Origin of the sequence: Lysobacter sp. Root690 (genome assembly GCF_001427785.1) — a bacterium.
Classification (GTDB): Bacteria; Pseudomonadota; Gammaproteobacteria; order Xanthomonadales; family Xanthomonadaceae; genus Lysobacter.
The window spans coordinates 272,746-299,085 of sequence record NZ_LMHM01000011.1; the positions used below are offsets into that span (position 1 = coordinate 272,746).

Annotated in this window: 19 protein-coding genes; 13 read left to right on the forward strand and 6 right to left on the reverse strand. The window is 67.3% G+C overall.

Annotated features, from left to right (window positions below):
• Window positions 1-121: 121 nt before the first annotated feature.
• Both ASD86_RS06415 and ASD86_RS06420 read right to left on the reverse strand, forming a co-directional pair.
• On the reverse strand, window positions 122-1,684 hold the full coding sequence (locus ASD86_RS06415) for a YdiU family protein (protein ID WP_056108390.1): 1,563 nt from the start codon (window positions 1,682-1,684) through the stop codon (window positions 122-124).
• Between the two features lie 127 nt (window positions 1,685-1,811).
• Window positions 1,812-2,492, reverse strand: a complete 681-nt coding sequence (locus ASD86_RS06420) for a glutathione S-transferase (RefSeq protein WP_056108393.1) — start codon at window positions 2,490-2,492, stop codon at window positions 1,812-1,814.
• A 275-nt stretch (window positions 2,493-2,767) separates the two neighbouring features.
• Between ASD86_RS06420 and ASD86_RS06425 the strand changes: the two genes are divergently transcribed.
• Window positions 2,768-3,235: a YaiI/YqxD family protein gene (locus ASD86_RS06425; protein ID WP_056108395.1), complete on the forward strand. Its 468-nt coding sequence runs from the start codon at window positions 2,768-2,770 to the stop codon at window positions 3,233-3,235.
• 18 nt (window positions 3,236-3,253) lie between these two features.
• Here ASD86_RS06425 and ASD86_RS06430 read toward each other — a convergent pair whose 3' ends face one another.
• Both ASD86_RS06430 and ASD86_RS06435 read right to left on the reverse strand, forming a co-directional pair.
• Window positions 3,254-4,468, reverse strand: coding sequence for an MFS transporter (locus ASD86_RS06430; RefSeq protein ID WP_082578113.1), 1,215 nt, complete (start codon window positions 4,466-4,468; stop codon window positions 3,254-3,256).
• Between the two features lie 270 nt (window positions 4,469-4,738).
• Window positions 4,739-5,521, reverse strand: coding sequence for a DeoR/GlpR family DNA-binding transcription regulator (locus ASD86_RS06435; protein WP_056108398.1), 783 nt, complete (start codon window positions 5,519-5,521; stop codon window positions 4,739-4,741).
• 477 nt (window positions 5,522-5,998) lie between these two features.
• On the opposite strand from ASD86_RS06435, the gene ASD86_RS06440 reads away from it, so the two are divergent.
• Together ASD86_RS06440 and ASD86_RS06445 are read left to right on the forward strand one after the other, a co-directional pair.
• Window positions 5,999-8,101 (forward strand): DEAD/DEAH box helicase, encoded by a 2,103-nt coding sequence (locus ASD86_RS06440; protein WP_082578114.1) that lies wholly within the window; start codon window positions 5,999-6,001, stop codon window positions 8,099-8,101.
• A gap of 370 nt (window positions 8,102-8,471) precedes the next feature.
• Entirely contained in the window at window positions 8,472-9,227 is a 756-nt protein-coding gene (locus tag ASD86_RS06445) for a gamma-glutamyl-gamma-aminobutyrate hydrolase family protein (RefSeq protein WP_056108400.1), read from the forward strand.
• A 192-nt stretch (window positions 9,228-9,419) separates the two neighbouring features.
• Here the strand turns inward: ASD86_RS06445 and ASD86_RS06450 are convergent, their stop codons facing one another.
• Window positions 9,420-10,307, reverse strand: a complete 888-nt coding sequence (locus ASD86_RS06450) for a pseudouridine synthase (protein WP_056108403.1) — start codon at window positions 10,305-10,307, stop codon at window positions 9,420-9,422.
• Between the two features lie 264 nt (window positions 10,308-10,571).
• Here ASD86_RS06450 and ASD86_RS06455 point away from each other — a divergent pair, with 264 nt between their 5' ends.
• Together ASD86_RS06455 and ASD86_RS06460 are read left to right on the forward strand one after the other, a co-directional pair.
• Window positions 10,572-11,129, forward strand: coding sequence for a YaeQ family protein (locus ASD86_RS06455; RefSeq protein ID WP_056108405.1), 558 nt, complete (start codon window positions 10,572-10,574; stop codon window positions 11,127-11,129).
• Between the two features lies 1 nt (window position 11,130).
• The gene (locus ASD86_RS06460; protein WP_056108409.1) at window positions 11,131-12,318 is read left to right on the forward strand and encodes an NAD(P)/FAD-dependent oxidoreductase; all 1,188 of its coding nucleotides are present in this window, start codon (window positions 11,131-11,133) and stop codon (window positions 12,316-12,318) included.
• 434 nt (window positions 12,319-12,752) lie between these two features.
• On the opposite strand, the gene rimO is transcribed toward ASD86_RS06460, so the two are convergent.
• Window positions 12,753-14,120: a 30S ribosomal protein S12 methylthiotransferase RimO gene (rimO, locus tag ASD86_RS06470; RefSeq protein ID WP_056108416.1), complete on the reverse strand. Its 1,368-nt coding sequence runs from the start codon at window positions 14,118-14,120 to the stop codon at window positions 12,753-12,755.
• 151 nt (window positions 14,121-14,271) lie between these two features.
• Between rimO and ASD86_RS06475 the strand changes: the two genes are divergently transcribed.
• The 8 genes from ASD86_RS06475 to ASD86_RS06510 all read left to right on the forward strand — a co-directional run bounded on the left by ASD86_RS06475 (window position 14,272) and on the right by ASD86_RS06510 (window position 26,103).
• On the forward strand, window positions 14,272-14,946 hold the full coding sequence (locus ASD86_RS06475) for a dienelactone hydrolase family protein (RefSeq protein ID WP_056108419.1): 675 nt from the start codon (window positions 14,272-14,274) through the stop codon (window positions 14,944-14,946).
• Window positions 14,943-15,353 (forward strand): HIT family protein, encoded by a 411-nt coding sequence (locus tag ASD86_RS06480; protein WP_056108422.1) that lies wholly within the window; start codon window positions 14,943-14,945, stop codon window positions 15,351-15,353. The genes ASD86_RS06475 and ASD86_RS06480 overlap by 4 nt, the downstream gene beginning before the upstream one ends.
• On the forward strand, window positions 15,350-16,078 hold the full coding sequence (gene pxpB / locus ASD86_RS06485; protein ID WP_200957212.1) for a 5-oxoprolinase subunit PxpB: 729 nt from the start codon (window positions 15,350-15,352) through the stop codon (window positions 16,076-16,078). The genes ASD86_RS06480 and pxpB overlap by 4 nt, the downstream gene beginning before the upstream one ends.
• Window positions 16,075-17,037, forward strand: coding sequence for a biotin-dependent carboxyltransferase family protein (locus tag ASD86_RS06490; RefSeq protein WP_056108425.1), 963 nt, complete (start codon window positions 16,075-16,077; stop codon window positions 17,035-17,037). Before pxpB ends, ASD86_RS06490 begins: the two co-directional genes overlap by 4 nt.
• Window positions 17,038-17,303: 266 nt before the next feature.
• Window positions 17,304-17,969 carry an ECF-type sigma factor gene (locus ASD86_RS06495; RefSeq protein ID WP_056108428.1) on the forward strand — a complete coding sequence of 222 codons (666 nt, stop codon included), beginning with the start codon at window positions 17,304-17,306 and terminating at the stop codon, window positions 17,967-17,969.
• 28 nt (window positions 17,970-17,997) lie between these two features.
• Window positions 17,998-20,991 (forward strand): serine/threonine-protein kinase, encoded by a 2,994-nt coding sequence (locus ASD86_RS06500; protein WP_082578115.1) that lies wholly within the window; start codon window positions 17,998-18,000, stop codon window positions 20,989-20,991.
• Window positions 20,992-21,034: 43 nt separating this feature from the next.
• On the forward strand, window positions 21,035-24,055 hold the full coding sequence (locus ASD86_RS06505; protein WP_056108435.1) for a serine/threonine-protein kinase: 3,021 nt from the start codon (window positions 21,035-21,037) through the stop codon (window positions 24,053-24,055).
• Between the two features lie 188 nt (window positions 24,056-24,243).
• A complete protein-coding gene (locus ASD86_RS06510; protein WP_056108439.1) occupies window positions 24,244-26,103 on the forward strand; it encodes a DUF885 domain-containing protein in 1,860 nt (619 codons plus the stop codon).
• The last annotated feature ends 237 nt before the right edge of the window (window positions 26,104-26,340 follow it).

Here is a 26,340-nt window from a genome sequence, read left to right on the forward strand (position 1 = left end):
ACGCGGCGTCCCTTCACGAAGGCGACTGTAGGAGCGGCGCAAGCCGCGACCACGACATCACAACCACGACGCTACCCGCCGCAGCCATTACAACTCGCCCCCTAACACCCAAACCCCCAACTCAAGAACTGCACGACAGCATCGAACACCCCGCCTTCTCCCGCGCCCAATCCGGCCGCTTCGCCGCGAACGCCTCGCGCCCGGGTTGATCCTGATAAGGCCGGCGCATCACATCCAGCAACTCGGTGATGCCGTCGAAATCGCCCCGCTCGGCCCGGTCGATCGCCTGCTGGGCCAGATAATTGCGCAGCACATAACGCGGGTTCGCCGCGTTCATGCGTTCGACCCGCTGCGCCGCCGGCATCGCATCCTCGCGTACACGCGCGGCGTACCGCGCGAGCCACGCGCGCAACGCCGACTCGCCCGCGCCGGCCTTGTCCGGGTCGTAATACGCATCGGCGAACACGCCCGGATCGGGCGCCACGTGCTCGACCTCGACCGCGGCCAACGCACGGAAGAAGATCGTCATATCGACCTCATGCGCCTGCAGCCACTCGCGCAATTCCTGCATCAGCGCGACATCGGCGTCGCTGCATTCGCGCATGCCGAGCTTGCGCGCGATGCTGTCGCGCTCGGCCTCGTTGTAAGCCTCGACGAAACGGCGCAGCCCGTCCTGCAGCAATTCGACCGCGATCAACGGCGACAAAGCCCCGGCCAGACGACTCAAATTCCAGTACGCAACCTGCGGCTGCTGACCGAAGCGATAGCGGCGACGGCCGGCGTCGGTAGTGTTAGGCGTCCAGTCCGGATCGTAGTTGTCTACCCAGCCATACGGACCGTAGTCGATGGTCAGGCCGAGGATGGACAAGTTGTCCGTGTTCATCACCCCATGCACGAAGCCGACCCGCTGCCAATGCGCCATCAATACCGCGGTGCGTTCGCAGACCTCGGTGAACCAGCGCGCGTACAACGCCTCGCCTTCGCCCGAAAGATGCGGAAAATCGCGACGGATGCAGAAATCGAGCAATTGCCGCAACACCTCGTTTTCGCCGCGCGAGGCCGGCAGTTCGAAATTGCCGAAGCGGATGAACGACGGCGCGACCCGGCACACGATCGCGCCGGGTTCGGCCTGCGGATGGCCGTCGTAGAACATGTCGCGGACCACCGACTCGCCGGTGCCGACCAGGCTCAACGCGCGCGTGGTCGGCACGCCGAGGTGATGCATGGCTTCGCTGCACAGGAACTCGCGCACCGACGAACGCAGCACCGCGCGGCCGTCGGCGCTGCGCGAATACGGGGTCGGGCCGGCGCCCTTGAGCTGCAGTTCCCAGCGCTCGCCGGCCGCGTTGACAGTTTCGCCGAGCGAGATCGCGCGGCCGTCGCCGAGTTGCCCGGCCCATTGGCCGAACTGGTGGCCGCCGTAATTGGCCGCGTACGGCTCCATTCCGTCCAGCAGCGCATTGCCGCCGAACACCGCGGCGAAGGTATCGCTGGCGACGTCATCGGCGTCGAGGTCGAGGGTCGCGGCCATCTCGGCCGAGTACGCCAACACCCGCGGCGCCTGCACCGGCGTGGGTTCGACCCGCGAGTACAAGGCGCCATGCACCTGACGGGTGCCCGGCCCGGTGTCCGGGTCGCCGGGCAGTTCGCGGACGAAGGCGTTGTCGAATCGCAGTGCGTGCATGCTGACCTGAAAGCCGATGGCGAAACCCGTCGAAGCGACGGCACCGCTTCAATGGGTGCGCGAACCCGGCAATCCAAGTCGCCGCGCGTGGATGGATCGCTGCCGAAACGGCCTCAGTTGAACTGACTCAGCTCAGCAACGAATACGGCCCGCCCTTCTCCAGCGCGCGTTGGTAGGCCGGCCGGGCCTGAATGCGTTCGACGAAGGCCTGCATGCGCGGACGCTGGCCGTCCTTCGCCCGCGCCATCGCCGCCTCGACCGGAAAGCTCATCTGGATATCGGCCGCGGTGAAGCGATCGCCGGCGAACCACGCGCGCTGGCCCAGTTCGCTTTCGATGTAATCCAGATGCAGCTTCAACTGCGGTCCGACGAACGAGGACATCGCCTTGTCGGCGATGCCGCGCGCCACCGGCTTGACGAAGAACGGCATCGGCGCCTGCTTGAGTCGCGAGAACACCAGACTGAGCAGCAACGGCGGCATCGCCGAGCCCTCGGCGTAATGCAGCCAGTAGCGATAACGCATGCGCTCCTCGCCCTCCAGCGGCTGCAGCGGTGGCGACACCCGGTGCTCGCTGTCGTAGCGTTCGGTCAGGGTTTCGATGATCGCCGCCGATTCGGCCAGCACCTGGCCGTCGAGTTCGACCACCGGCGATTTGCCCAGCGGATGGATCGCGCGCAATTCCTTCGGCGCCAGCATGGTCTTGGGATCGCGCTGGTAGCGGATCACCTCGTACGGCAGCTCCAGTTCCTCCAGCAGCCACAGCACGCGCTGCGAGCGGGAATTATTGAGGTGATGGACCTTGATCATGAGACGCGTCCGGCGTGGGCGATGCGGCATGGTAACGGGGATTCGCGACAACGGCCGTGATGGCTCCTCGGCCGCAACGGGTCTGACGCAAGTGCGGAACGAACGCCTGCGCCGCGCACGCCATGGCGTGGTCGCGCACGGGGCCGACGACTGGATCGGATGAGGTTTCCAGCGCTGGACTCGCGACGGGAAGCCAGAGACTTCAGCGGATGACGCGCCCGGCCAACGCGTTCACACTGCCGGCCTCGCCCGCACAAAACCGGCTTCGCCACCTCATGACCGCCACCGCCCCACCGCAGATCTGGGTCGACGCCGACGCCTGCCCGGTCGTGATCAAGGAGATCCTGTTCCGCGCCGCCGAACGCGCGCAGCTGCCGTTGACCCTGGTCGCGAATCAATGGCTGCGCACACCGCCGTCGCGTTTCATTCGCGCCATCCAGGTGCTCGGCGGGTTTGATTCGGCCGACAACGAAATCGTGCAGCGGCTCGCGGCCGGCGATCTGGTGGTGACCCAGGACATTCCGCTGGCTTCGCTGGCGCTGGAAAAAGGCGCGGTCGCGCTCAACCCGCGCGGCGATCTGTATACCCGCGACAACATCGCCGAGCGTTTGTCGGTGCGCAACTTCATGGACGAACTGCGCGGCGCCGGCGTCCAGACCGGCGGCCCGCCGGCGTTTCATGCGCGCGACCGGCAAGCCTTCGCCGCGCAGCTCGATCGCTGGCTGGCGCGACGCCCGCGCTGAGCGCCGCGTCTCGCCAGCTCAGCGCTTCGCCGCGACGATCCGCGCGCTCGCCGCGACCGCGATCAAGGCCAGGCCCAACACCACGAATGCCAGCGGCAGGCTGCTGATCTTGGCGATCCAGCCGATCCCTGCCGGGCCGGTCAGGATGCCGGCATAACCCAAGGTGCTGATCGCCGAGATCGCCGGCCCCGACGGCATCGCCTTCTGATTGCCGGCGGCGGTGAACAGCACCGGCACGATGTTGGAACAGCCAAAGCCCACCAAGGCGAAGCCGATCAAGGTCGCAGTTGCGGAGGGCACCAGCGCGGCAAGAAGAAAACCGGCCGCCGCGCAAGCGCCGCCCACTGCGAGAATCGGCCGCGGACCGAACCTCTGGACGATGCGATCGCCGTTGAAGCGGCCGATCGTCATCGCCGCGGCGAACACCGCATAACCGATGCCGGCCACGCTGGCGTCGACCGCGCGCTGCGACACCAGCAGCAGCGCGCTCCAGTCGAGCATCGCGCCCTCGGCCAGGAACACGATGAAACACAGCGCGCCAAGCAGGATCACGATGCCGTGCGGCAACACGAACATCGAGCCGCCGCCGTGGCTGTCGTCGCCATAGCGCAGCAGGCCGCGTCCGCCGAACAGCATCAACAATGCGAGCAACACCGCCACGCTCAGCGCCGCGTTCAACGGCGTGACCTGCCACCACAGCATCGCGCTGACCAGGCCCGCGCCGGCGATGCCGCCGACGCTGAAGAAGCCGTGGAAGCCCGACATCAACGCGCGGCCGCTGGCTTTTTCGACGATCACCGCCTGGATGTTGATCGCCACGTCGATGGTGCCGATCGCCGCGCCGAACACGAACAAGGTCAGCGCCATCGACTGCACGTCGGAGAAATGCGCGAGCAACGGCAAGGTCGCGCACACCACCGCGCTAGCGAACAGGATCACCCGGCGGCAGCCGTAGCGGCCGGCGATCGCGCCGGTCAGCGGCATGGTCACCAGCGAACCGGCGCCCAGCGCGAGCAGCAACAGGCCCAGAGTGCCGTCGTCGACGCCGGTACGCGCCTTGGCGTAAGGCACCAACGGCGCCCACGCGGCCATCGCCAGCCCGGCGATGAAGAAGGCGATGCGGGTCGACAGGCGCTCGACCGCGCCGATCGGCGCGCGCCGCGATGCGTCACTGGGTGTGGGGCCGGATGCGGCGGCCGTGGGGACGGCGGCGCGGGGCTCGGATTCGCTCATGGGGGTCGGAACTCCGGGGGGCAGAGATTTGTGGATCGGGTGGAAGCGCCGCGGGCGCCGTCGGTTGTTTGCTACGCCGCGATATCGGATCGAATCGCTGGATTCGAATTGCGTCGTGTTGAAAGTGCGAAGCCGTATCCTTGCGACAGCGCTTCAGCCGTTCCGTCGTTTATCGGGAGAAGGCTTCAGTCCGGAATTTGCGAAGAGGACTCGGCCGCAATTTTTTGCCGAGCGACTTCAGCCCCGACGCGGTTGGATCGCGCAGCGACCTCACGCCACCGCCTCCGCCCGCACCACCCGCACGCCCAGGCCCTCGAACGCGCGCGCCTGCGCCGCATCGGCGCCGTGCTCGATCACCAGCGCATGCAGATCCTCGGCCGCTGCCACCGCGAACGGCGCGGCGGTGCCGAGCTTTTCCTCAGCCGCCACCGCCACCACCGCGCGGCTGGCCGCCGCGACCGCCTGCTTGAACTGCGCGTCCTCGTAATCGAGCGCGCTGATGCCGGCCTGCGCATCGGCGCCGCAGACACCGACGAAATACAGGTCGCTGCGGATCGCCTGCGCATCGCGGATCGCGACCGCGCCCAGGCTCGCGCCGATCCGCGCATCGACCCGTCCGCCGATCGCGATCAGCTGCAGGTCCTCGCGCAGGGCCAGCACGGCCGCGATCGCCGGCGCATTGGTCGCCACGGTCAGGCCGTAGCCCTGCGGCAAGGCCTGGGCGATGGCGATGTTGGTCGAACCGGCGTCGAGAAAGATCACCTGCCCGCGTTCGATCAGCCCGACCGCGGCGCGCGCCAGCGCGGCCTTGCGGCCCGGGGCCTGGGTTTGACGCAGCGCGATCGGCCCGTTGTCCGGCGCCAGCGGCAAGGCGCCGCCGTAGACGCGCCGGCATTGGCCGGCGGCCGCCATTTCGCGCAGGTCGCGGCGGATGGTGTCGTGCGAGACCTCCAGTTCGCGCGCCAGATCGACCGCGATCACCCGGCCCTGGGCCAGCAATCGCTCAAGGATCAGGCGGTGGCGCTGCTGCGGCAGCAGTTCTTCGGCGGACATGGCGGGGCTCAATCGTTCTTGATTGAGTGCAATTGTGCATAATCGTGCAAACAGCGCAAGCACGAAAACGGAGCGAGGCTTAACGGCCTGATCCGGCACATAAAGGCCGGCGGGATGAGCAGGAGCGCATGCCTGAAGTGATGAACAGGCGGCGGCAGGCCGATCCGGCATGGCCTCGCGGCATCCGAAAAGCGCAGCGCCAGTCGCATTAATCAAGCTGTTTTTTTGCCGATTATCGCGAATCGGGCACGCCCGCCGCGCGCAAGAAATCAGCCGCAACGACGGTCATCGAGCGCGCATAACGCCCCAGCGGCCGCGTCCGCCATCGTTCCAAACCCAGCCAAATCGCCTCCATGCACCGCCCGATTCCGCTGTTTGCCTGAACTCCCCCGCCTGCAAGAGCCTTCGCTCCACACGCATGCGAGTAAACTGGTCGGTCTTCCCGACCGGCCCTGCCGGCGCTGCTGGAGCCTCGTCATGAGCGCCGACATGCCCAATACCCCCACCGACTCCCCCGCCACTCCGAAATTTACCGACCTCGCCCTGTCCGCGCCGCTGCTGCGCGCGCTGGCCGACGTCGGCTACGAGTCGCCCTCGCCGATCCAGGCCGCGACGATTCCTCCGCTGCTCGAAGGCCGCGACGTGCTCGGCCAGGCCCAGACCGGCACCGGCAAGACCGCGGCGTTCGCGCTGCCGATCTTGGCCCAGATCGATCCCAAGCAGTTCAAGCCGCAGGCGCTGGTGCTGGCGCCGACCCGCGAACTGGCGATCCAGGTCGCCGAGGCGTTCCAGAAGTACGCCGTGCATCTGCCCGGCTTCCACGTGCTGCCGATCTACGGCGGCCAGAGCTACTACCCGCAGCTGCAGGCGCTCAAGCGCGGCGTGCATGTGGTCGTCGGCACCCCGGGCCGGGTGATCGATCACCTCGACCGCGGCACCCTGGACCTGTCCGAGCTGCGCTGCCTGGTGCTCGACGAAGCCGACGAAATGCTGCGCATGGGCTTCATCGACGACGTCGAGAACGTCCTCAAGAAGACCCCGGAATCGCGCCAGGTCGCGTTGTTCTCGGCGACCATGCCGTCGCAGATCAAACGCATCGCCCAGACTTATCTGAAAGACCCGGTCGAGATCGCGATCAAGTCGACCACGACCACCGCCGCCAACATCCGCCAGCGTTACTGGTCGGTCAGCGGCGTGCATAAGCTCGACGCGCTGACCCGCATCCTGGAAGCCGAATCCTTCGACGCGATGATCGTGTTCGCGCGCACCAAGCTGGGCACCGACGAACTGGCCGAGAAGCTGTCGGCCCGGGGCATTTCCGCCGCCGCGATCAACGGCGACGTGCAGCAGCAGCAGCGCGAGAAGACCATCCAGAACCTCAAGGACGGCAAGATCGACGTGCTGGTCGCCACCGACGTCGCCGCGCGCGGCCTCGACGTGGACCGCATCAGCCACGTGCTGAACTACGACATTCCCTACGACACCGAAAGCTACGTCCACCGCATCGGCCGCACCGGTCGCGCCGGGCGCAAGGGCGAGGCGATCTTGTTCGTCACTCCGCGCGAGCGCGGCATGCTGCGCGCGATCGAACGCGCCACCCGTCAGCCGATCGAGCCGATGGAGCTGCCGAGCGTGGAGACGGTCAACGAGCAGCGCGTTTCGCGCTTCCTCGGCAAGATCAGCGACGCGCTGGAAAGCAGCGATCTGAGCCTGTTCCGCGACATGGTCGAACGCTACGAGCGCGAGAAGAACGTGCCCGCGGTCGAGATCGCCGCGGCCCTGGCCAAGCTGGTGCAGGGCGACAACCCGCTGCTGCTGACCCCGCCGCCGGCGCCGCCGAAGTACGCACGCGAAGAACGAGACGGCCCGCGCGAACATCGCGGCCAGGCCACGCGCAAGTTCAACGAGCGCGACAACGCCTCGAACTCCGGCGCGCATCGCCAGGACTACCGTCAGGACGCACCGCGCCCGGACGCGCGCCGCGCCGAGCCGCGGCCACCACGCGAATACGAACGCGCCGCGCCGACGCCGCGCCATGAGGAACGTCAGTACACCCCGCCCTCGGCCACGCGTCCGGCCAACGCCGCCGAAGCATTCTTCGACGACGAAGCCCCGGCGCCGCGCCAGGAACGTTCGCACGAGCGCTCGCAGGAACGCCCGCAAGAGCGCGCGCCGCGCGGCGAGTCCGACGTCGGCATGGAGACCTTCCGCATCGAAGTCGGTCACAGCCACGGCGTGCAACCGGGCAACATCGTCGGCGCGATCGCCAACGAAGCCGACCTGGAAAGCCGCTACATCGGCCGCATCGACATCCGCGACGACTACACCCTGGTCGACCTGCCCGAGGGCATGCCGCGCGAACTCATGGAGCACCTCAAGAAGGTGCGCGTGTCCGGCCATCCGCTGCGCATCCAGCGTGCCGCGCCGGGCGACCTCGAAGGCGGCCGCTCGCGCCGTCCGTCCGGTCCGGGGGCGCCGCGTCCGGGCGGGCACAAGCCGCACGGCGGCCCGCGTCCGGGCGGCCCCGGTGGCCCGCGCGGTCCGCACACCGGGCCGAGGAAGCCGTTCAAGCCGCGCTGATTCTGGTTCGAGATTCGAGATTCGAGATTCGAGATTCGAGATTCGAGATTCGAGATCGATGATGAATCCTTCTCCCGCTCGCGGGAGAAGGTGGTCCGAAGGACCGGATGAGGGCCGCGCGACCTCGTGGCCACCACGTACACCCTCACCCCAGCCCGCCCCGGCCCAAGCGACCAGCGCTTGGGCGTTCGCGGATGCGCGAGCCAATGGCTCGCATGCGGCATCCGCTCACCCCGCAAGCGGGAGAGGGAGTCGAGTCGCCGCGTTATATCGTCACCGGCGCCCACACACCGAAATTCATAAGCCCCAGCCCCCACACACAGGCCGCGGTTTGGCATAGTCGTGAGCGCAAGCCGCAACGCCGCCGCTCATGTCCCGCATCCTGGTCTTCCAACACGTCGCCGCCGAACCGCTGGGTACGCTGGATCCGTTGATCCGGCGGCGCGGCCATCGCATTCGCTTCACCAATTTCGACCGCGACCCCGACGCTCAGCCCAATGTCGACCGCTACCGCGGGCTGATCGTGCTCGGCGGGCCGATGAACGTCGAGGATCAGGCCGCGCGACCGCATCTGCGCACCGAGCTGCTGGCGATCGAACGCATGCTGCAGCAAGACAAACCGGTGCTCGGCATCTGCCTGGGCGCGCAGTTGCTCGCGCACGTGCTCGGCGCCCCGGTGCGCAAGCACCATCGCCCCGAGATCGGCTGGTACCCGCTGCGGACCACCGACGCCGGCCGCGACGACCCGGTGCTCGCGCCGCTCGCGCAAACCGCGCCGGTGTTCCAGTGGCATCGCTACAGCTTCGAGATCCCGCAGGGCGCGCAGCACCTGGCCTGCACCGACAGCTGCGAGCAGCAGGCCTTCCGCTGGGGCGACAACGCCTACGGTTTCCAGTTCCATCTGGAAATGGACGTGCCGCTGATCGAACGCTGGCTGGCCAACCCGGTCTACCGCGAAGAACTGGCCGAACTCGGCCACGACACCAGCGAGGGGGTGATCCGCGCGCAGACGGCCGAGCATATTCAGGCGATGCAGACCCGCGCCGATGCGGTGTTCAACAACTTCCTCGACCTGATCGGGCGGCCGCAGCGCCGTTACACTCTGCCCTCGCGGGAATGGGTTTAGTCGGGTATCGCCGTGCGCCGCGGGCTTGCGATGGCATCGCGCTTCGATCGAGGTTGAAGCTCAGCTCGGCCTTCGCGGACTAAGCGCGATGCTTTATAGCGCATACCAGCCGCAAAGCCTTCAGTTGGGAGGTCTTCCAGGTCCGACCGTGCCACCTCGACCACGACGAAACTTTCGCCATCGCGCTCAATCTCAAAGCTCGAAACCGCTGACGAAACACCGCTCCACCCCATCAAGCGGATCGACGAACCGCAACGACCGCGCCAGCAACTTCAACGGCCGGGTGAAATCGTCCTCGACCTGCGCCGCCAGCGGATAAAACCCGTCGTTGGCGATCGCCGCGCCCAGCGAGGCCATATGCACCCGCAACTGGTGCTTGCGCCCGCTCACCGGTTCCAGCCCATACCGCCACAGCGGCCCGTCGCGCGCGATCACTTCGATCCGGGTTTCGCTGTTGGCCTCGCCCTCGACCTCGCGCATCAGGAAGAACGGCTCGCCCGGCACGATTCGCGAGCGATGCAGCAACGGAAATCGCAACTCGGGCAACGGCGCGGCCAACGCTTCGTAACGTTTGAAAATGCGGCGTTCGCGGAATAGCGCCTGATAGGCGTCGCGCGTGGCCGGCTCGCGCGAAAACATCACCACGCCGGCGGTGCCGCGATCGAGACGGTGCAGCGGCGCCAACCCGGGCTCGCCGAACTGCCGCTGCAAACGTCCCAGCAGCGTTTCGTTGACGAACGCGCCGGCCGGTGCGACCGGCAGGAAATGCGGCTTATCGACCACCAGCAGGCGCGTGTCGCGGTACAGCACGCGCTCGGCGAACGGGATCGCCGGCTCGCGCGCGACCTCGCGGAAATACAGGATCTCCATGCCGGCGCGATACACCGTATCCGCCGTCAGCGACCGGCCTTGCGCATCGTGGACGCGTCCGCGCGCGAAACGATCGAGCCAGGTCGCGCGATCGATCGCCGGAAACCGCGCGCACAGCCCGTCGAGCAAGCTCGTCCAGGGCCCGGGCGGCAATTGCAGGCGGCTCGGCGGCACGGCGGTCGACGCGGGCTGGGGATCGGCAGCGGACATGCGGCTATCTTCGCCGATCGGCGCCGGCCTCGAACGCGGCCACGGTGAATCCAGGGCTGATCGGCGCGGATGCGGCTGCCGGAGCGGCGATGGCGCTGATGGTTCGTCGTTGCCGTTGCGAACCGCAACGCAGGCCGCCCCGCCGGACTGAACGAGTTAGCGACTGCTCGCCTCGAATCGGCGCAAATCGGCGCGAATCGGTCCAAACCGGCAGCGCGCGCCGGCAAAGTCTAGAATGCGCGCTGTTTTCCTGCAGGCATCCCCATGGCGCCCAATGCCACCATCGTCAAGATCGAACTGCAAATCAGCGACATGGACCGGCATTACTACGCCGCGCACCCGCTGACCCTGGCCCAGCATCCGTCGGAAACCCCGCAGCGGCTGATGGTGCGCATGCTCGCGTTCGCCTTGAACGCGCACGAACGCCTGGAATTCGGCCCCGGCCTGAGCAGCGAAGACGAACCGGACATCGCCCTGCGCGATTACACCGGCGATATCGAGCTGTGGATCGACGTCGGCCAGCCGGACGAGTCGCGGATCCGCAAGGCCTGCGGGCGCGCACGGCAAGTCGTGGTGGTCAATTACGGCGGCAACGCGGCGAACATTTGGTGGGACAAGAACGTCGCGATCCTGCGCCGGCTCAAGAACCTCACCGTGATCGATATCGACCCGGCCTCGGTCGAGGCGATGGCGGCGATGGTCGAGCGCAGTTTCCGCCTGGACTGCCAGATCGCCGACGAAGAAGTCGCGCTCAGCAACGACAAATTCGCCCTGACCTTCACCCCGACGGTGCGTCAGAGCGCGGACGCGCGGGCGGCCTGAAGTGGCCGAAACGTTCGACGCGGTGATCGTCGGCGGCGGCGCCGCCGGCCTGATGTGCGCCTTGACCGCCGGCCAGCGCGGCCGGCGCGTGCTGGTGATCGAGCACGCCAACAAGGTCGGCAAGAAAATCCTGATGTCGGGCGGCGGGCGCTGCAATTTCACCAACACCGGCACCACCCCGGCGAACTATCTGTCGGCCAATCCGCATTTCTGCAAGTCGGCGCTGGCGCGCTACACGCCGTGGGATTTCATCGCGATGGTCGAACGCCATCGCATCGCCTACCACGAGAAAGAACTCGGCCAGTTGTTCTGCGACGAGTCGTCCAAGCTGATCGTCAAGATGCTGGTCGACGAATGCATGGCGGCCGGCGTGCGCATCAACACCGGCTGTTCGATCGAGCGCATCGTGGGTGGCGAGGGCGATAGCGGTTTTCGCGTGCATACCACGCAGGGCGCGGTGTCCACGGCCTCGCTGGTAATCGCCAGCGGCGGCCTGTCGATTCCGAGCATGGGCGCGAGCGGCTTCGGTTACGAACTCGCGCGCAGCTACGGCCACACCGTGCTGCCGACCCGCGCCGGATTGGTGCCGTTGACTCTCAGCGGCAAGCATCAAGAACGTTTGCAGGATCTCAGCGGCGTGGCGCTGCCGGTCACCGCGAGCTGCAACGGGCGCAGTTTCAGCAATCAGCTGCTGATCACCCATCGCGGCGTGAGTGGCCCGTCGATCCTGCAGATTTCCTCGTACTGGCAACCCGGCGACGATCTGCGCCTGGATCTGCTGCCCGGACACGATGCGATCGATTGGCTGCTGACGCAGCAGCGCGAACGGCCCGCGGCGGAGCTCAAGACCGTGCTTGGCGACGCGATGCCGAAGCGTTTCGCGCAGCGCCTGTGCGAGCTGTGGCTGAGCAACAAGCCGATGAAGCAGTACAACGCGCCGGAGCTCAAGCAGCTCGCGGCGACCTTGAGCGCATGGCCGCTGGTCGCCAGCGGCACCGAAGGCTATCGCACCGCCGAGGTGACTCTGGGCGGGGTCGACACCGACGAAGTGTCGTCGAGCACGATGATGTCCAAGCGCGTGCTGGGCCTGTATTTCATCGGCGAGGTGATCGACGTGACCGGCTGGCTGGGTGGCTACAACTTCCAGTGGGCCTGGGCGTCGGGGCATGCGGCTGGGGTTGCGGTTTGAGACGTAGGGATTAGGGATTAGGGATTTGAGGTTCGGGTTTGAGGTTTGGGTTTGAGGACGACGCTTCCGCTGGTGCTTCTTGCTTTTGCTCGTCATTCCCGCGAAGGCGGGAATCCAGCGACTTCAAACGTTCTCGCACGAAAGGCCCTGGATTCCCGCCTTCGCGGGAATGACGATCGGGGGGGAGATTGCAGCTAGCAAAAATTTCGACGCGGCCGCAATGACGCGATCACGCCTCGCCCCCACCGCCGTACCATCCCGAAGCCTCTGTAGGAGCTGCGTAAGCTGCGGCCGCGAATTCGCACCGATTGCGCAAGCCTCGACGCAATCGAGATGCCGCGGTCCCGACTTGCGGCGCTCCAACAGCCGGTACACGCACCTTTGATGCGACCGGGCCGGCATCATGCGGCGTTACGACATCGCCCTACCCCGACTCAATCCTCCAACACCGCCTCACCAAACAGATCATGCTCATCGCTGCCCATGATCTCGACATCAACGAACTGCCCCACCCGCAACTGCGCTTCCAGGCCGTTCTGGATCTGCACCAGGCCGTCGATCTCCGGCGCGTCGGCCATCGAACGCGCGATCGCCAGGTCGCCGTCGAGCGCGTCGACGATGCAACGCTGCACGCTGCCGATCTTGGCTTCGAGCTTGTTCGCCGAGATCTCGGCCTGACGCTCCATGAAACGAGCCAGACGCTCCTGCTTGACGTCCTCGTCGATCGGATCGGGCAGATCGTTGGCCTTGGCGCCGTCGACCGGCGAATAGGCGAACGCGCCGACTCGGTCGAGTTGGGCTTCGTCGAGGAAATCCAGCAGCTCTTCGAACTCGTCCTCGGTCTCACCCGGGAAACCGACGATGAAGGTGCTGCGGATCGCGATGTCCGGGGCGATCGAGCGCCAGCGCTGGATGCGTTCCAGGGTCTTGTCGACCGCGCCGGGACGCTTCATCAGCTTGAGCACGCGCGGGCTGGCGTGCTGGAACGGGATGTCCAGGTACGGCAGCAGCTTGCCCTGCGCCATCAACGGAATGATGTCGTCGACATGCGGGTACGGATACACGTAATGCAGGCGCGTCCAGATGCCCAGTTCGCTCAAGCCTTCGCACAACGCCTTCATCCGGGTCTGGTACGGCTTGCCGCGCCATTCGTGCTGCGCGTACTTCACGTCGACACCGTAGGCCGAGGTGTCCTGCGAGATCACCAGCAGTTCCTTGACCCCGCCCATCGCGAGCTTTTCGGCTTCGCGCAACACTTGGTCGACCGGGCGCGACACCAGATCGCCGCGCATCGACGGAATGATGCAGAAGCTGCAGCGGTGGTTACAGCCTTCGGAAATCTTCAGATACGCATAGTGCTTCGGGGTGAGCTTGATCCCGATATCGTTGTCGGCCAGACGCCGCGGCACCAGGTCGATGAACGGGTCGTGCTTGGGCGGCAACACCGCATGCACCGCGCTCATCACGCTGCCGTAGTCCTGCGGGCCGCTGATCGACAGCACGCCCGGGTGCGCTTCGCGGATCAGTTCCGAGCGCTTGCCCAGACAACCGGTGACGATGACCTTGCCGTTCTCGGCGATCGCCTCGCCGATCGCGTCCAGCGATTCGGTCACCGCCGAATCGATGAAGCCGCAGGTGTTGACCACCACCACGTCGGCATCGTCGTAGGTCTGGACGATGTCGTAGCCCTCGACACGCAACTGGGTGAGGATGCGCTCGGAATCGACCAGGGCCTTCGGGCAACCGAGGCTGACGAAACCGACTTTGGGATTGGCTGGCGAGACGCTGCTGGCGGAAGACATGCGGGAAGAGACCTGAACAAGGGAATCCGGGCGCGAAACGCGAGCCGGCGACCGGCGAAGCGGCCGGGGGCGCGAATTATAGCCTCCGGGGCTAAACTGACCCTGCCTTGCGGGTGAATGCCGCGGGTTTTTCGCACATGAGGAGTAGCCGATGGCTCACTGGATCGATCTCGACACCCCCGCCGGCCCCGTCCAGGCCTGGCGCGCCGACCCGACCGGAGTGCCGCTGGGCGGCGTGGTGGTCATTCAGGAGATCTTCGGCGTCAACGCGCATATCCGCGATGTCGCCGAGCGCTTCGCCCAGGCCGGTTACGTCGCGCTGGCCCCTGCCCTGTTCGATCCGGTCGAAGCGGGCGTGGAGTTGGACTACGAACAATCGGCCTATGCGCGCGGCCGCGAATTGCGCGATCAGGTCGGCTTCGATCGCGCGACCGAGATCGTCGGCGCCGCGGCGCATCGGCTGCAAAGCGAAGGATTGCGCACCGCCGCGGTCGGCTTCTGTTGGGGCGGATCGCTGGCGTTCCTGGCCAATACCCGGCTCGACCTGCCGGCGGTGAGCTACTACGGCGCGCAAACGCTGCGGTTTCTCGACGAGCCCCTCCGCGCGCCGGTGCGCGCGCCGATCCTGTTCCACTTCGGCCGCCACGACGGCAGCATCCCGCCCGAAGCGATCGAACAGCATCGCCAGGCGCTGCCGCTCGCGCCGATCCATGTCTACGAAGCCAGCCACGGCTTCAATCGCGAGGTCGGCGGCGCCTACGAGCCCGACAGCGCCGCGCTGGCCTGGACCCGCACCCTCGCCTTTCTCGCGGACGCGCTCAAATGAACCCCTGGCACCTGCACCCGCAACTCGCCGACGACACCCATCCGCTGGCGCAATTCGAACTCAGCGAACTGCGGCTGATGGACGATGCCAACCATCCGTGGCTGATTTTGGTGCCGCGGGTCGACGGCGCGGTCGAGCTGATCGATCTCGACGAGGATCAGCAACTCACCCTGACCCGCGAAATCGCCCGCGTCAGTCGCGCGCTGCAGACCGGCTTCGCGCCGCACAAGCTCAATGTCGCCGCGCTTGGCAATCTGGTACCGCAGTTGCATGTGCATGTGATCGCGCGCTATCGCGAGGACATCGCCTGGCCGCGCCCGGTCTGGGGCATGGCGAGCGCGCAGCCATATTCGCCCGATGCGCTGGTGCAACGCATCCGTCGCCTGCAGGACGCGCTCAACGCGTGAACTTAAGCGCGCAATCCGCCGCGCCGGACGCGGCGATCGAGTTCGAAGCGCTGTCCGACGATGCCTGGCTGCTGCGTCTGGGCGAGGTCATCGACGACGCGCTCAACGCGCGCATCCATGCGCTGGCCGCGCGTCTGCGCGCGCAGGCGCCGGCGTGGCTGCGCGATCTGGTACCCGCGTACGCGAGCCTGGCGGTGTTCTTCGACAGTCGCGCGATCGATGCCGATGCGGTGCGCGACTGGTTGCAGGCGCGGTGGGCGCAGACGCCTGAAGTCGCCGATCCTCTCGAATCGCCCGAGTCGCGCACGGTCGAAATTCCAGTCACCTACGGCGGCGAATTCGGTCCCGACCTGGAAACCGGCGCGGCCGAACTCGGTCTGTCGCCATCGGCGCTGATCCAGCGCCACAGCGATGCGGTCTACACCGTCTCGATGATCGGATTCGCGCCGGGCTTTCCGTATCTGTCCGGCCTGGATCCCGACTTGGCCTTGCCACGCCTGGCCACGCCACGCACGCAAGTGGCGGCCGGCAGCGTCGCCATCGGCGGCGCCCAGACCGGCATCTATCCGCGCCCCGGCCCGGGCGGCTGGCGATTGCTCGGACGCACGCCGCTGACCTTGTTCGATCCGTCGCGCGCGCAGCCGAGCCTGTTGCTGCCCGGCGACCGCGTGCGCTTCCTCGCGATCGATGCGGCGCAGTTCGCGCGTTTGCAGGCGAGCGCATGAGCGCGAGTTACATCGAAGTGATCGCACCCGGCCCGCTGAGCCACGTGCAGGACCTCGGCCGCGACGGTTGGCGCCACCTCGGCATCGCCCGTGGCGGCGCGCTCGACCCGGGCTGCGCCGCGCTCGCCAACGCCCTGGTCGGCAACCAGGTCGATGCCGCGGTGCTGGAATTCACCCTGCAAGGCCCGAGCCTGCGCCTGCCGCGGCCGCTGCGCATCGCGGTGATGGGCGCGGCCTGCGATGTGCGCTTCGAAGGCGACGCCCTGCCGCAGGCGCGGCCGATCGACCTGCCGGCCGGCGAGTTGCGCCTGGGCGGCATGCGCGAGGGCGTGTACGCCTGGCTCGCGGTGCATGGCGGCTTCGATCTGCCGCGCGTGCTCGGCAGCCGCGCCACCGATTTGCGCGGCGGCTTCGGCGGACTCGACGGCCGCGCCCTGCGCGCCGGCGATCGACTGCCGCTAGGTTCGCACACGCGCATCGACGCGACGACGCCGCGGGTGCCGGGTTGGTGGATCGATCCGTATTGCGAACACGAGCCGCAGGCACCGATCCGTTACCGCGCCAACCAGGCGCCGACGGTGCGCGAGGCCGCGCGGCAATTCGGCGAACAGGTCTGGCGCGTGCATGCCGCGAGCAATCGCCAGGGCCTGCGGTTGTCGGGCGCGGCGCTGACCGATGCGGCCGGCAGTGGCCTGTCCGAACCGGTCGCGCCCGGCACGATCCAGCTGCCGCCCGACGGCCAACCGATCGTGCTGCTGGCCGACGCGCAGACCGTCGGCGGCTATCCGCGATTGGGCCATGTGATCGCGGCGGACCTGCCGCGACTGGCGCAGGCCAGGCCGAACGCCGGCCTGCGCTTTCGCGCCTGCGATGCGGCCGAGGCGGCGGTCGCGGCGCGCACCGCGCGGGCCGAAATCGCGCGGCTGCGGCTGGCGATCGATGCGCGTCTGCGCGGTTGACGCATTCATCTGGATCGAAGGCAGCCGAACGCTTGAATCACAGCCCCGCGGCGCCCGGTGCCGAACGGCGTTGCGACGTACAGAGTGTGCCCGGTGAGACAGCGTGAGGGAACGAATGCGCGAAAAACCCGCTATCTGTACGCAAATACTCTGCGCAACGTGAATAGCACCACCGTCCAGGGCACTCACACCATTCGACAAGCTGTACCGTTTAACGTATCAAAGGCTTAATCTGTTTATATCGTAGAGACCGCTGCCTCCCGGACATGACTCACGACAGTTCCCGCCTCGAGTCTCCCGCCCCCGGCCCGACCCTCGGTCCGGCGGAGTTTGAATTCGGCCAGTACACCCTGGACTCGGTCACAGAATTGATCGTTGCCGCGCAAGGCGGACAGGCCGGCGCCTGGGACAAAGTCTACGCGTTGCTCTACAAGGAACTCCACGACGCCGCGTCCTTGCAGATCCGTCGCCGTTGGGGGCGCGGCAAGCGCTCGCCGACCTCGCTGATCAATCGCACCTGGCTGCGTCTGAATCAGGACAAGCTCAGTTTGAACAACCGCCAGCATCTGCTCGCGGTGTTGTCGCGGGCGATGCGTTACGCGCTGATCGACGAAGCGCGCCGGCTCAACCAGCTCAAGCTCGAGGAAAGCTACGGCGCCGAGCACGCCGAACCGAGCTACGACCCGGACCTGGAACAACTGATCTCGATCGACCACGCGCTCAATGCGCTCGGCGCGGTCGAACCGCGGCTGATCCAACTGGTCGAAATGCGTTACTTCGCCGGCATGAGCGACATCGAGATCGGCGAAGTGCTCGGCCTGACCGACCGCACCATCCGTCGCGACTGGCGCAAGGCGCGCGCTTTCCTGGCCGCGCACCTGCGCCACGCGCCGGGCATCGCCGGGCCTGAGCCGGGTCCGCCCTCGCCCTGATCTTTCGGCCCAGCCATCGCGGCGCCTCATGAACGATCTGGCTGCGCGTGCAATGTGCTTGTTCGACGACTACGTCGAGCTGCCGGCGAGCGAACGCGAACGCAAATTGGCCGAGCTCGCCGCGCGCGAGCCGGCGCTGCACGAGGCCTTGCGCGCCTTGCTCGACGCCGACGCGCACGACGACGATCACCTGCTCGATCGTTCGCCGGCCGACCTGTTGGCCGACAAGCACCGCGACACCGCGCAGACCGCAGCCGCGCAGGACGAACGCGCCGACGCCCGCATCGGCAGCCGGCTGGGACCGTGGCGGATCGACCGGGTGATCGGCCATGGCGGCATGGGCACGGTCTACGAAGCGCATCGCGATGATGGCGAATACCAACAGCGCGTCGCGCTCAAATGCATCCGCACCGAACTGGCCACGCCGCAGCTGCAGGCCGCGTTCCGCGACGAACGCAATCTGCTCGCGCGCCTGGATCATGCCGGCATCGCCGCGCTGGTCGACGGCGGCGTCGGCGAGGACGGACAGCCGTGGTTCGCCATGCGCTTCGTCGACGGCGTCGCGCTGGATGCGTGGTGCGACCATCGCCGCGCGAGCGTGCGCGAACGTGTCGGCCTGTTGATCCAGGTCTGCGAAGCGCTGGCTTACGCGCATGCGCAAGGCATCGTGCATCGCGACATCAAGCCGTCCAATCTGCAGGTAAGCGACGACGGCCGCGTGCATCTGGTCGATTTCGGCATCTCCTCGCATTTCGCCGCGCAGGGCGTCACCCCGCGCGAACAGATCGCGATCACCCCCGACTACGCCGCGCCGGAAGCGCGCGAATACGGCGCGCACGGCCCGGCCACCGACTTGTACGCGCTGGGCGTGCTGACCTATCGCTTGCTGTGCGCGCAATGGCCGGCGCCGCTGCACAGCCTGCGCAATCTGATTCCGATCGCCGCCTCGGGCGAACCGGTGCCGATGGATCGGCTGCTCGAGGACCGCGGCGGCGATGCGGCCAACGACAACGCCGACTTCATCGCCCGCCAGCGCGGCGCCGCCGACGCAACCGCGTTGCGCAAACAGCTGAGCGGCGACCTGTCGGCGATCGCGCTCAAGGCGGTGGCGACGCGGCCGCAGGATCGATACGCCAGCGTCAGCGAATTCGCCGACGATCTGCAGCGTTGGTGCGAACACCGGTCGGTCAGCGCCAACCTCGGCAGCCGCTGGTCGCGCGCGCGCAAGTGGCAACGTCGCAATCCCGGCGCGGTGGCGATCGGCGCGGGCCTGTTGCTGGTCGTGGCTCTCGGCCTGAGCCTGACGCTGTGGCAGCAACGGCGCGCCCAGCGCGAAGCGGCGGCCACCGCGACCGTCAGCCAATTGTTCGCCTCCACCCTGGGCACCGCCACTTTGTCCGGACTGAGCACCACCACGTTTTCGTCGAAAGCGCTGCTGGAAAAGACCGAGCGCGAACTGCGCGAGCTGCCGCTGCGCGACCAGCCCCGATTGCTGGCGCGCGGCCTGGCGACGCTGGCGCGCAGCTATGCCCTCACTGGCGACTACACCCATGCCAACCGCCTGACCGACGAGGCCCAGAACGTGCTCGACCGCGCCAGCGAAAGCGATGCGTTCGTGACCAGCGCGCGGGTGTCGATCCTCAACTTGAACAATCGTTATCGCGAAGCCGCGGCGTTGGCCGCGAAACAACTCGACGCGCTCGGCGACCGCGACGACGAACAGACCCGACTGACCCGCATCGCCTACACCACCGAACTGGCCAGGGCCAAGTGGGGCATGGGCCGCACCGAGGAAGCGACACGCACCGCGAATGCGCTGGTCGAGCAGACCGGCACGCTGGGACCGGGAAACCAGGAAGTGATCGCGCAGGCGCTGATGTTGCGGGCCGGCTTCTTCAGTCGACTGCTGCGGCCCGAGCAGGCCGAGGCCGACATGCGCAAGGCGATCGAACTGGCGCGTGCGTCCAATCCGATCTTGGCCGACGACGGGCTCGACAGACTGATCAATCTGGTGGCCAGGCGTGGCTCAACGCAGTCCTTGCCGCTGGCCGAGGAACTGGTGCGCAACCGCAGCGACACGCTGGGCGAATCGCACCCGAAAACCGCGCAGGCCAAGCTGCGTCTGGCACTGGCCCGTTATCCGAATAGTTCCAACGACGATGTGGCCAAGGCCCTGGCCGTACTGAAGGCCAGCTACGGCGGCGACAACCCGACCTATGCCATGGCACTGAGCGCCGGCGCATGGGCCGTCGCCCCCGACCCGCGCGAAAAAATCGCCCTGCTGCGCCAGGCGGTGGACACACTGCAACGGACCACGGGGCCACGCACCGAAGTGACCCTGGCGGCGCAGTACAACCTCGGCAAGGATCTGATCGGCCTGCCCGATGCGCTGCGCACCCCGCACGATCTGGCCGAAGGCATGGAGCTGCTGCAGTACGTGATGAACGAAATGAGCCGGGCCGGTGTCCCGCCGGTAAACGTGCGTACGATGGTGATCGTCAGTCTGCTGATGTATGGCGACCCCGGGCAATTGCCCAGGGCGCGGGCGCTGTTGGACGAAAACCGGCGCGAAGCCCTGCGTTATTATCGCCCCGGCGATGGCGAGGTAACCAATCTGGAATACATCTCCGATTGGCTGCTGTACCGACAGGGTCAGCAGGAACAGGCTGATCGTAATTTCGCCCGCCGCATCGAGGACGCCGACGCTTTCATGCGCGAAGCGAATGCCGACCTGGACAGCGAAGGGATCAAGCGCAGCGGTCTGCTCAGTCAATCGCTGGTGTTCAGGGCCTTGTATGCCCATCAGCGATGCGACCGGGCCCAGGCCCTGGCATTTCTGCGCCAGGCCGAAAGCTTCGACCTGCGCGTCTTCGGCGCGGACAATCCGATCACCCAAGCGGTAACGAATTCCCTGGACAGTCTGCGCAGGCACCGACGCATGATCGCGACCGCGGACGGCTGGCTGATGCCGCCGGACGAACTCGAACGCATCAACCGACAGGCGCGGGCATGCCGATCGTAGCGCTCGCATCAGTCTGGTCGCGCGCGCCGCGGCGGGAACACGCATGAACGATCCGGTCGCACGCGCGCTGGCCCTGTTCGACGATTACGCCGACCTGCCCGCGGCCGAGCGCAAGCGCGCCCTGGCCGCGTTGGCCGCGCGCGAGCCGGAACTGCATGCCGCGCTGAGCGCCTTACTCGACGCCGACGCAGAACACGACGCCGAGCACTTGCTGGATCGCTCACCGGCGCAGGTCCTGGCCGGCAAACGCGGCGACGCCGATGAATCCGAAACCGAGCAGGACGAGCGCGCCGATGTCCGCCTCGGCACCCGCCTGGGCCCGTGGCGGATCGACCGGGTGATCGGCCATGGCGGCATGGGCACGGTTTACGAAGCGCATCGCGACGACGGCGAATACCAACAGCGCGTCGCGCTCAAATGCATCCGCACCGAACTGGCCACGCCGCAGTTGCAGGCCGCGTTCCGCGACGAACGCAATCTGCTCGCGCGGCTGGATCATGCCGGCATCGCCGCGCTGATCGACGGCGGCGTCGGCGAGGACGGACAGCCGTGGTTCGCCATGCGCTTCGTCGACGGCGTCGCGCTGGATGCGTGGTGCGATCATCGCCGCGCCAGCGTGCGCGAACGAGTCGGCCTGCTGATCCAGGTCTGCGAAGCGCTGGCTTATGCGCATGCGCAAGGCATCGTGCATCGCGACATCAAGCCGTCCAATCTGCTGGTGACCCAGGACGGCCGCGTGCAACTGGTCGACTTCGGCATCTCCTCCTATTTCACCGCGCAGGAGACCGCGCCGCGCGAGCAGATCGCGATCACCCCCGACTACGCCGCGCCGGAAGCGCGCGAATACGGCGCGCACGGCCCGGCCACCGATCTGTACGCGCTGGGCGTACTGACCTATCGCCTGTTGTGCGCGCAATGGCCGGCGCCATTGCACAGCCTGCGCAATCTGATTCCGATCGCCGCCTCGGGCGAACCGGTGCCGATGGATCGATTGCTCGACGATCGCGGCGGCGATGCGGGCGGCGACAGCGCCGACTTCATCGCCCGCCAGCGCGGCGCCGTCGACGCGGCCGCGCTGCGCAAGCAACTCAGCGGCGACCTGACGGCGATCGCGCTCAAGACCGTGGCGACGCGGCCGCAGGACCGCTATCCCAGCGTCAACGAATTCGCCAACGATCTGCGCCGCTGGCGCGAGCATCGCCCGACCAGCGTCAACCCCGGCGACTGGCTGTCGCGCGCGCGCAAATGGTATCGGCGCAGCCCGGCCGCGGCGCTGCTCGCCGCCGCGTTGGTGCTGGCCCTGTGCGCGACGCTGGGCGTGTCGCTGTGGCAGCAACGCCGCAGCGCGCGCGAAGCGCAGGCGACCCATACCGTCAGCAACCTGTTCGCCACCACGCTCGGCACCGCGACCCTGTCCGGGCTGGGCAGCTCGCGGTTTTCCTCGCGCACGCTGCTGGAAAAGACCGAACACGAATTGCAACGCCTGCCGCTGGACGATCAACCCGGCCTGCACGCGCGCAGTCTGGCGACCCTGGCGCGCGGCTACGCGATGATCGGCGACTACCGCAACGCCGAGCGTCTGGCTGCGCAGGCGCAGCGAGTCCTGGGCTCGGCCGAGGACGAATACAGTTTCGTGGCCGCCACCTGGGTGGCGATGCTCAACACCCAGAACCACTACGCACAGGCCGAGCAACGCGCGCGCGAACAGATCGAACGCCTGGGCGAGCGCGAGGACCGCCCCGCGCAATTGGCGCGGGTGACCTTCGGCGCCGAACTCGCCAAGGCGCAATGGAACCTCGGCGATACCTTGGTCGCGCTGGACAGCGCCGACAAGTTGTTGCGCCGCGCGCGCGATCTGCGCCCGGCGAAGCCCGAGTTGCTGGCCCAGGTGCTGATCCTGCGCTCGGGATTCCTGACCCGTCTGTACCGGTTCAAGCCGGCCGAGGCCGATGCGCGCGAAGCGATCGCGCTGGCGCGTCCGATCAATACGGTCATCGCCGACGATGCATTGGAGTTGCTGGTCTGGATTCATAACGTGCGCCGAAGTCCGGGCGAACACGCGCTCGCGCAGGAACTCGTGCGCGGCCGCGAGGCCAGCCTGGGTCCGACTCATCCGGTCACCGCGCGCGCGCGACTGCTGCTGGCGCTGAGCGAGTATCCGCTCACCGATTCGCCGCAGAAAGTCAGGCAGGCGCTGGACACGATCGAGACGGCTTACGGCCGTGAACACCTCGATTACGGATGGGCGCTGTCGGCCTCGTCCTGGGCGATCGCGCGCGATCCGCGCGACAACGTGCGCCTGCTTCGCGAAGGCGTCGACATTCTTGAACGCAGCCAGGGCCCGCTCGGGCCGCTCGCGCTCAACGCCAAAGGCAATCTGGGCAAGGATCTGTTCCAACAGCCCGACGCTTATCGCGGCGCGGGCGATGTCGCCGAAGGGATCGCGATCCTGGAAAAGACCATCGCCGACAAACGCAAGATCGGCTTGCCCGCGCCGGTCGACCGGATCAATCTGATTCGCGCCTTGCTGCGCTACGGCGGCGAGGCGCAACTGGACAAGGCGGCGCGCCTGATCGAGGAAAGCGGAGAGGATGCCCGCCTGTACTTCACAAAGGGCGACACGCAACCCGCGCAATGGGACCTGTTCCGCAACGTGTTGCTGTTTCGGCGCGGCGATTATTCGCGCGCCGATCGCGGGTTGGCGCAACTGGTGCAGACCGAGCTGGGCTACCTCGGCGGCGAAACGCCGGTGCCGCAGGCGGGACAGCAACGCAATCGCCGCTCGCATGCGACCGTGGCCGCCCAGGCCCTGACCTACCGCGCCCTGCATGCGTTGCAGATCTGCGATCGCAGCCAGGCGCAATCGCTGCTGGAACAGGCGTACCGGATCGCCGAAGCCGCCTCGGCCGCGGACGATCCCCTGATCCGCGTGCTGGCCCGTTATCGCGACGGGACACGCCGCAGCGCGCTGATTGGCGCCTCGGCGGCGGACTCGTTCGTGGATCCCGTGTCGATCGAAGCAACCAATCGGCGCGCGCGATCGTGTCGGGCCGCGTCGCGCTGATCGGCCCGGCGTGCGACGGTTCGCGGCCCAGCCGCGCCCGGGCCGGCCGCGCGCGACAAAGCCTCCGCGAGCCATAGGGCAAAAGGCACTGGTCAGCCGCCGCGAGCCGACTCAGGATCGTCGGTCGGGCCGCCCCAGTCTCGTCGTCGCGGCCATGCACGCCCTCGCCGCTTCCCGGAGAAAACGCAATGCGTAGCCTGCGTCTGCTGTCGTTGTCCGCCTGTGTCGTCGCCGCGCTCGCCGCCGGCTGCAAGTCCGAAACCGCACCGCCCGCCGCGTCCGCCGACCCCACGCCGGCCGCCGCCGCGCAACCGGCCGGAGCCGAATGGGACGCCGCCGTCGACGGCTTCCTGCAAGGCTTCTTCGAACACTTCCCGGTCGTCGGCGCCAACGCCGGCAAGCACGAATACGACGGTCGCCTGCCCGATTACTCGCCCGAAGGACTGCAGCGCAACATCCAGTGGCTGCACCAGCAGCGCGATGCGATCAACGCCTTCGGCGACGATCGCCTGCAGGCGCCGCAGCGCTATCAGCGCGACTATGTGCGCGCGGTGATCGACGGCCAGTTGTTCTGGCTCGAAGACTCCGGCTTCGCAACTAAGAACCCCGGTTTCTACGCCGGCGACCTGTCGCCGAGCATGTACCTGACCCGCCCGTACGCGCCGCTGCCGCAGCGCATGGCTGCGTTCGTGAGTTATCAGGACAACCTGCCCAAGGCCGCCGAGCAGATCCGCGCCAACCTCAAGGGCCCGCTGCCGGCGAGCTACATCGACCTGGGCACGATGGTGTTCGGCGGCTTCGCCGAATTCTTCAAGAACGATGTGCCCAAGGCCTTCGCCGAGGTCAAGGACGAGGCGCTGCAGGCGCGATTCAAGGCATCCAACGCCAAGGCGATCGAGGCCATGCAGGGCTTGGCCGACTACCTGGCCGCGCAGAAGCCGCAGGCGACCCAGGACTTCGCCCTGGGCGCGGAAAAATTCTCGAAGATGCTCAAGGCCACCGAAGGCGTGGATCTGCCGCTGGATCAGCTCAAGGCCGCCGGCGAAGCCGACCTCGAACGCAATCTCGCTGCGTTGAAATCGGCCTGCGACCAATACGCCAAGGGCCGGCCGATCGTCGAATGCATCGAAAAGGCCAACGCCGACAAGCCGAAGGGCGGCGCGGTCGAAGGCGCGCGCCAACAACTGGCCGGGCTGCGTCAGTTCATCGTCGACAAGGACCTGGTGTCGATCCCCGGCACCGAGCAGGCGTTGGTCGAGGAAGCGCCGCCGTTCAACCGCAACAACTTCGCTTATATCGAAATCCCCGGGCCGTACGAGAAGAACCTGCCCTCGGTCTACTACATCGCCCCGCCCGATCCGAAGTGGCCCAAGGCCGAGCAGGACGCCTACGTGCCGGGCAAGGCAGATCTGTTGTTCACCTCGGCGCATGAAGTCTGGCCGGGGCATTTCCTGCAGTTCCTGCACGCCAACCGTTCGCAATGGAAGTTCGCCCAGTTGTTCGTCGGCTATGCCTACGCCGAGGGTTGGGCGCATTACACCGAAGAGATGATGTTCGATGCCGGTCTCGACGGCGCCGGTCCGGAAATCCACATCGGCCAGCTGACCAATGCGCTGCTGCGCAACGTGCGTTATCTGTCGGCGATCGGCCTGCACACCGGCGGCATGACCGTCGCGCAGTCCGAGCAGATGTTCAAGGACAAGGCCTTCCAGGACCCGGGCAACGCCCGCCAGCAGGCCGCGCGCGGCACGTACGATCCGGCGTATCTGAACTACACCCTGGGCAAGCTGATGATCATGCAGTTGCGCGAGGACTGGACCGCGGGCCATGGCGGCCGCGCCGGCTGGAAGGCGTTCCACGATCAATTCCTGAGCTACGGTGGCCCGCCAATTCCGCTGGTGTACGGCCAGATGATGAACGTGCCGGCGCAGGCCAAGCTGTGGACGGCGCCCAAGCCCGCCGCGGCGACTGCGCCGGCGGCGCCGAACACCGCATTGCCGCCGGCGACGGGTTCGCCGGACAAGGCGGCGCCTAAGAGCGCGATGTGAGTCGTACGATTTAGAATTGATTCGCTGGCGAAGATTCGCAAAGAAACGGGGCCGTTCGCGGCTCCGTTTTTTTGCGAGCGGCGGCATTTGCCGTTCGAACCTGACTTTGACTTTGACTTTGACTTTGGCTCGAGCTTGAAGTCGCGCAACTCACCCAGCGCTGCGAGGCTTGTGACTCGCGTTAGCACCAGCACACCCGAAGGGCGGCGTGCAGGATGCACGCCGTGCGCCACCGGG

Coding starts and splice junctions, on each gene's coding strand:
- ASD86_RS06415 (WP_056108390.1), bottom strand. CDS start 1,684: ATGCACGCACTGCGATTCGACAACGCCTTCGTCCGCGAACTGCCCGGC.
- ASD86_RS06420 (WP_056108393.1), bottom strand. CDS start 2,492: ATGATCAAGGTCCATCACCTCAATAATTCCCGCTCGCAGCGCGTGCTG.
- ASD86_RS06425 (WP_056108395.1), top strand. CDS start 2,768: ATGACCGCCACCGCCCCACCGCAGATCTGGGTCGACGCCGACGCCTGC.
- ASD86_RS06430 (WP_082578113.1), bottom strand. CDS start 4,468: ATGAGCGAATCCGAGCCCCGCGCCGCCGTCCCCACGGCCGCCGCATCC.
- ASD86_RS06435 (WP_056108398.1), bottom strand. CDS start 5,521: ATGTCCGCCGAAGAACTGCTGCCGCAGCAGCGCCACCGCCTGATCCTT.
- ASD86_RS06440 (WP_082578114.1), top strand. CDS start 5,999: ATGAGCGCCGACATGCCCAATACCCCCACCGACTCCCCCGCCACTCCG.
- ASD86_RS06445 (WP_056108400.1), top strand. CDS start 8,472: ATGTCCCGCATCCTGGTCTTCCAACACGTCGCCGCCGAACCGCTGGGT.
- ASD86_RS06450 (WP_056108403.1), bottom strand. CDS start 10,307: ATGTCCGCTGCCGATCCCCAGCCCGCGTCGACCGCCGTGCCGCCGAGC.
- ASD86_RS06455 (WP_056108405.1), top strand. CDS start 10,572: ATGGCGCCCAATGCCACCATCGTCAAGATCGAACTGCAAATCAGCGAC.
- rimO (WP_056108416.1), bottom strand. CDS start 14,120: ATGTCTTCCGCCAGCAGCGTCTCGCCAGCCAATCCCAAAGTCGGTTTC.
- ASD86_RS06475 (WP_056108419.1), top strand. CDS start 14,272: ATGGCTCACTGGATCGATCTCGACACCCCCGCCGGCCCCGTCCAGGCC.
- ASD86_RS06480 (WP_056108422.1), top strand. CDS start 14,943: ATGAACCCCTGGCACCTGCACCCGCAACTCGCCGACGACACCCATCCG.
- ASD86_RS06490 (WP_056108425.1), top strand. CDS start 16,075: ATGAGCGCGAGTTACATCGAAGTGATCGCACCCGGCCCGCTGAGCCAC.
- ASD86_RS06495 (WP_056108428.1), top strand. CDS start 17,304: ATGACTCACGACAGTTCCCGCCTCGAGTCTCCCGCCCCCGGCCCGACC.
- ASD86_RS06500 (WP_082578115.1), top strand. CDS start 17,998: ATGAACGATCTGGCTGCGCGTGCAATGTGCTTGTTCGACGACTACGTC.
- ASD86_RS06505 (WP_056108435.1), top strand. CDS start 21,035: ATGAACGATCCGGTCGCACGCGCGCTGGCCCTGTTCGACGATTACGCC.
- ASD86_RS06510 (WP_056108439.1), top strand. CDS start 24,244: ATGCGTAGCCTGCGTCTGCTGTCGTTGTCCGCCTGTGTCGTCGCCGCG.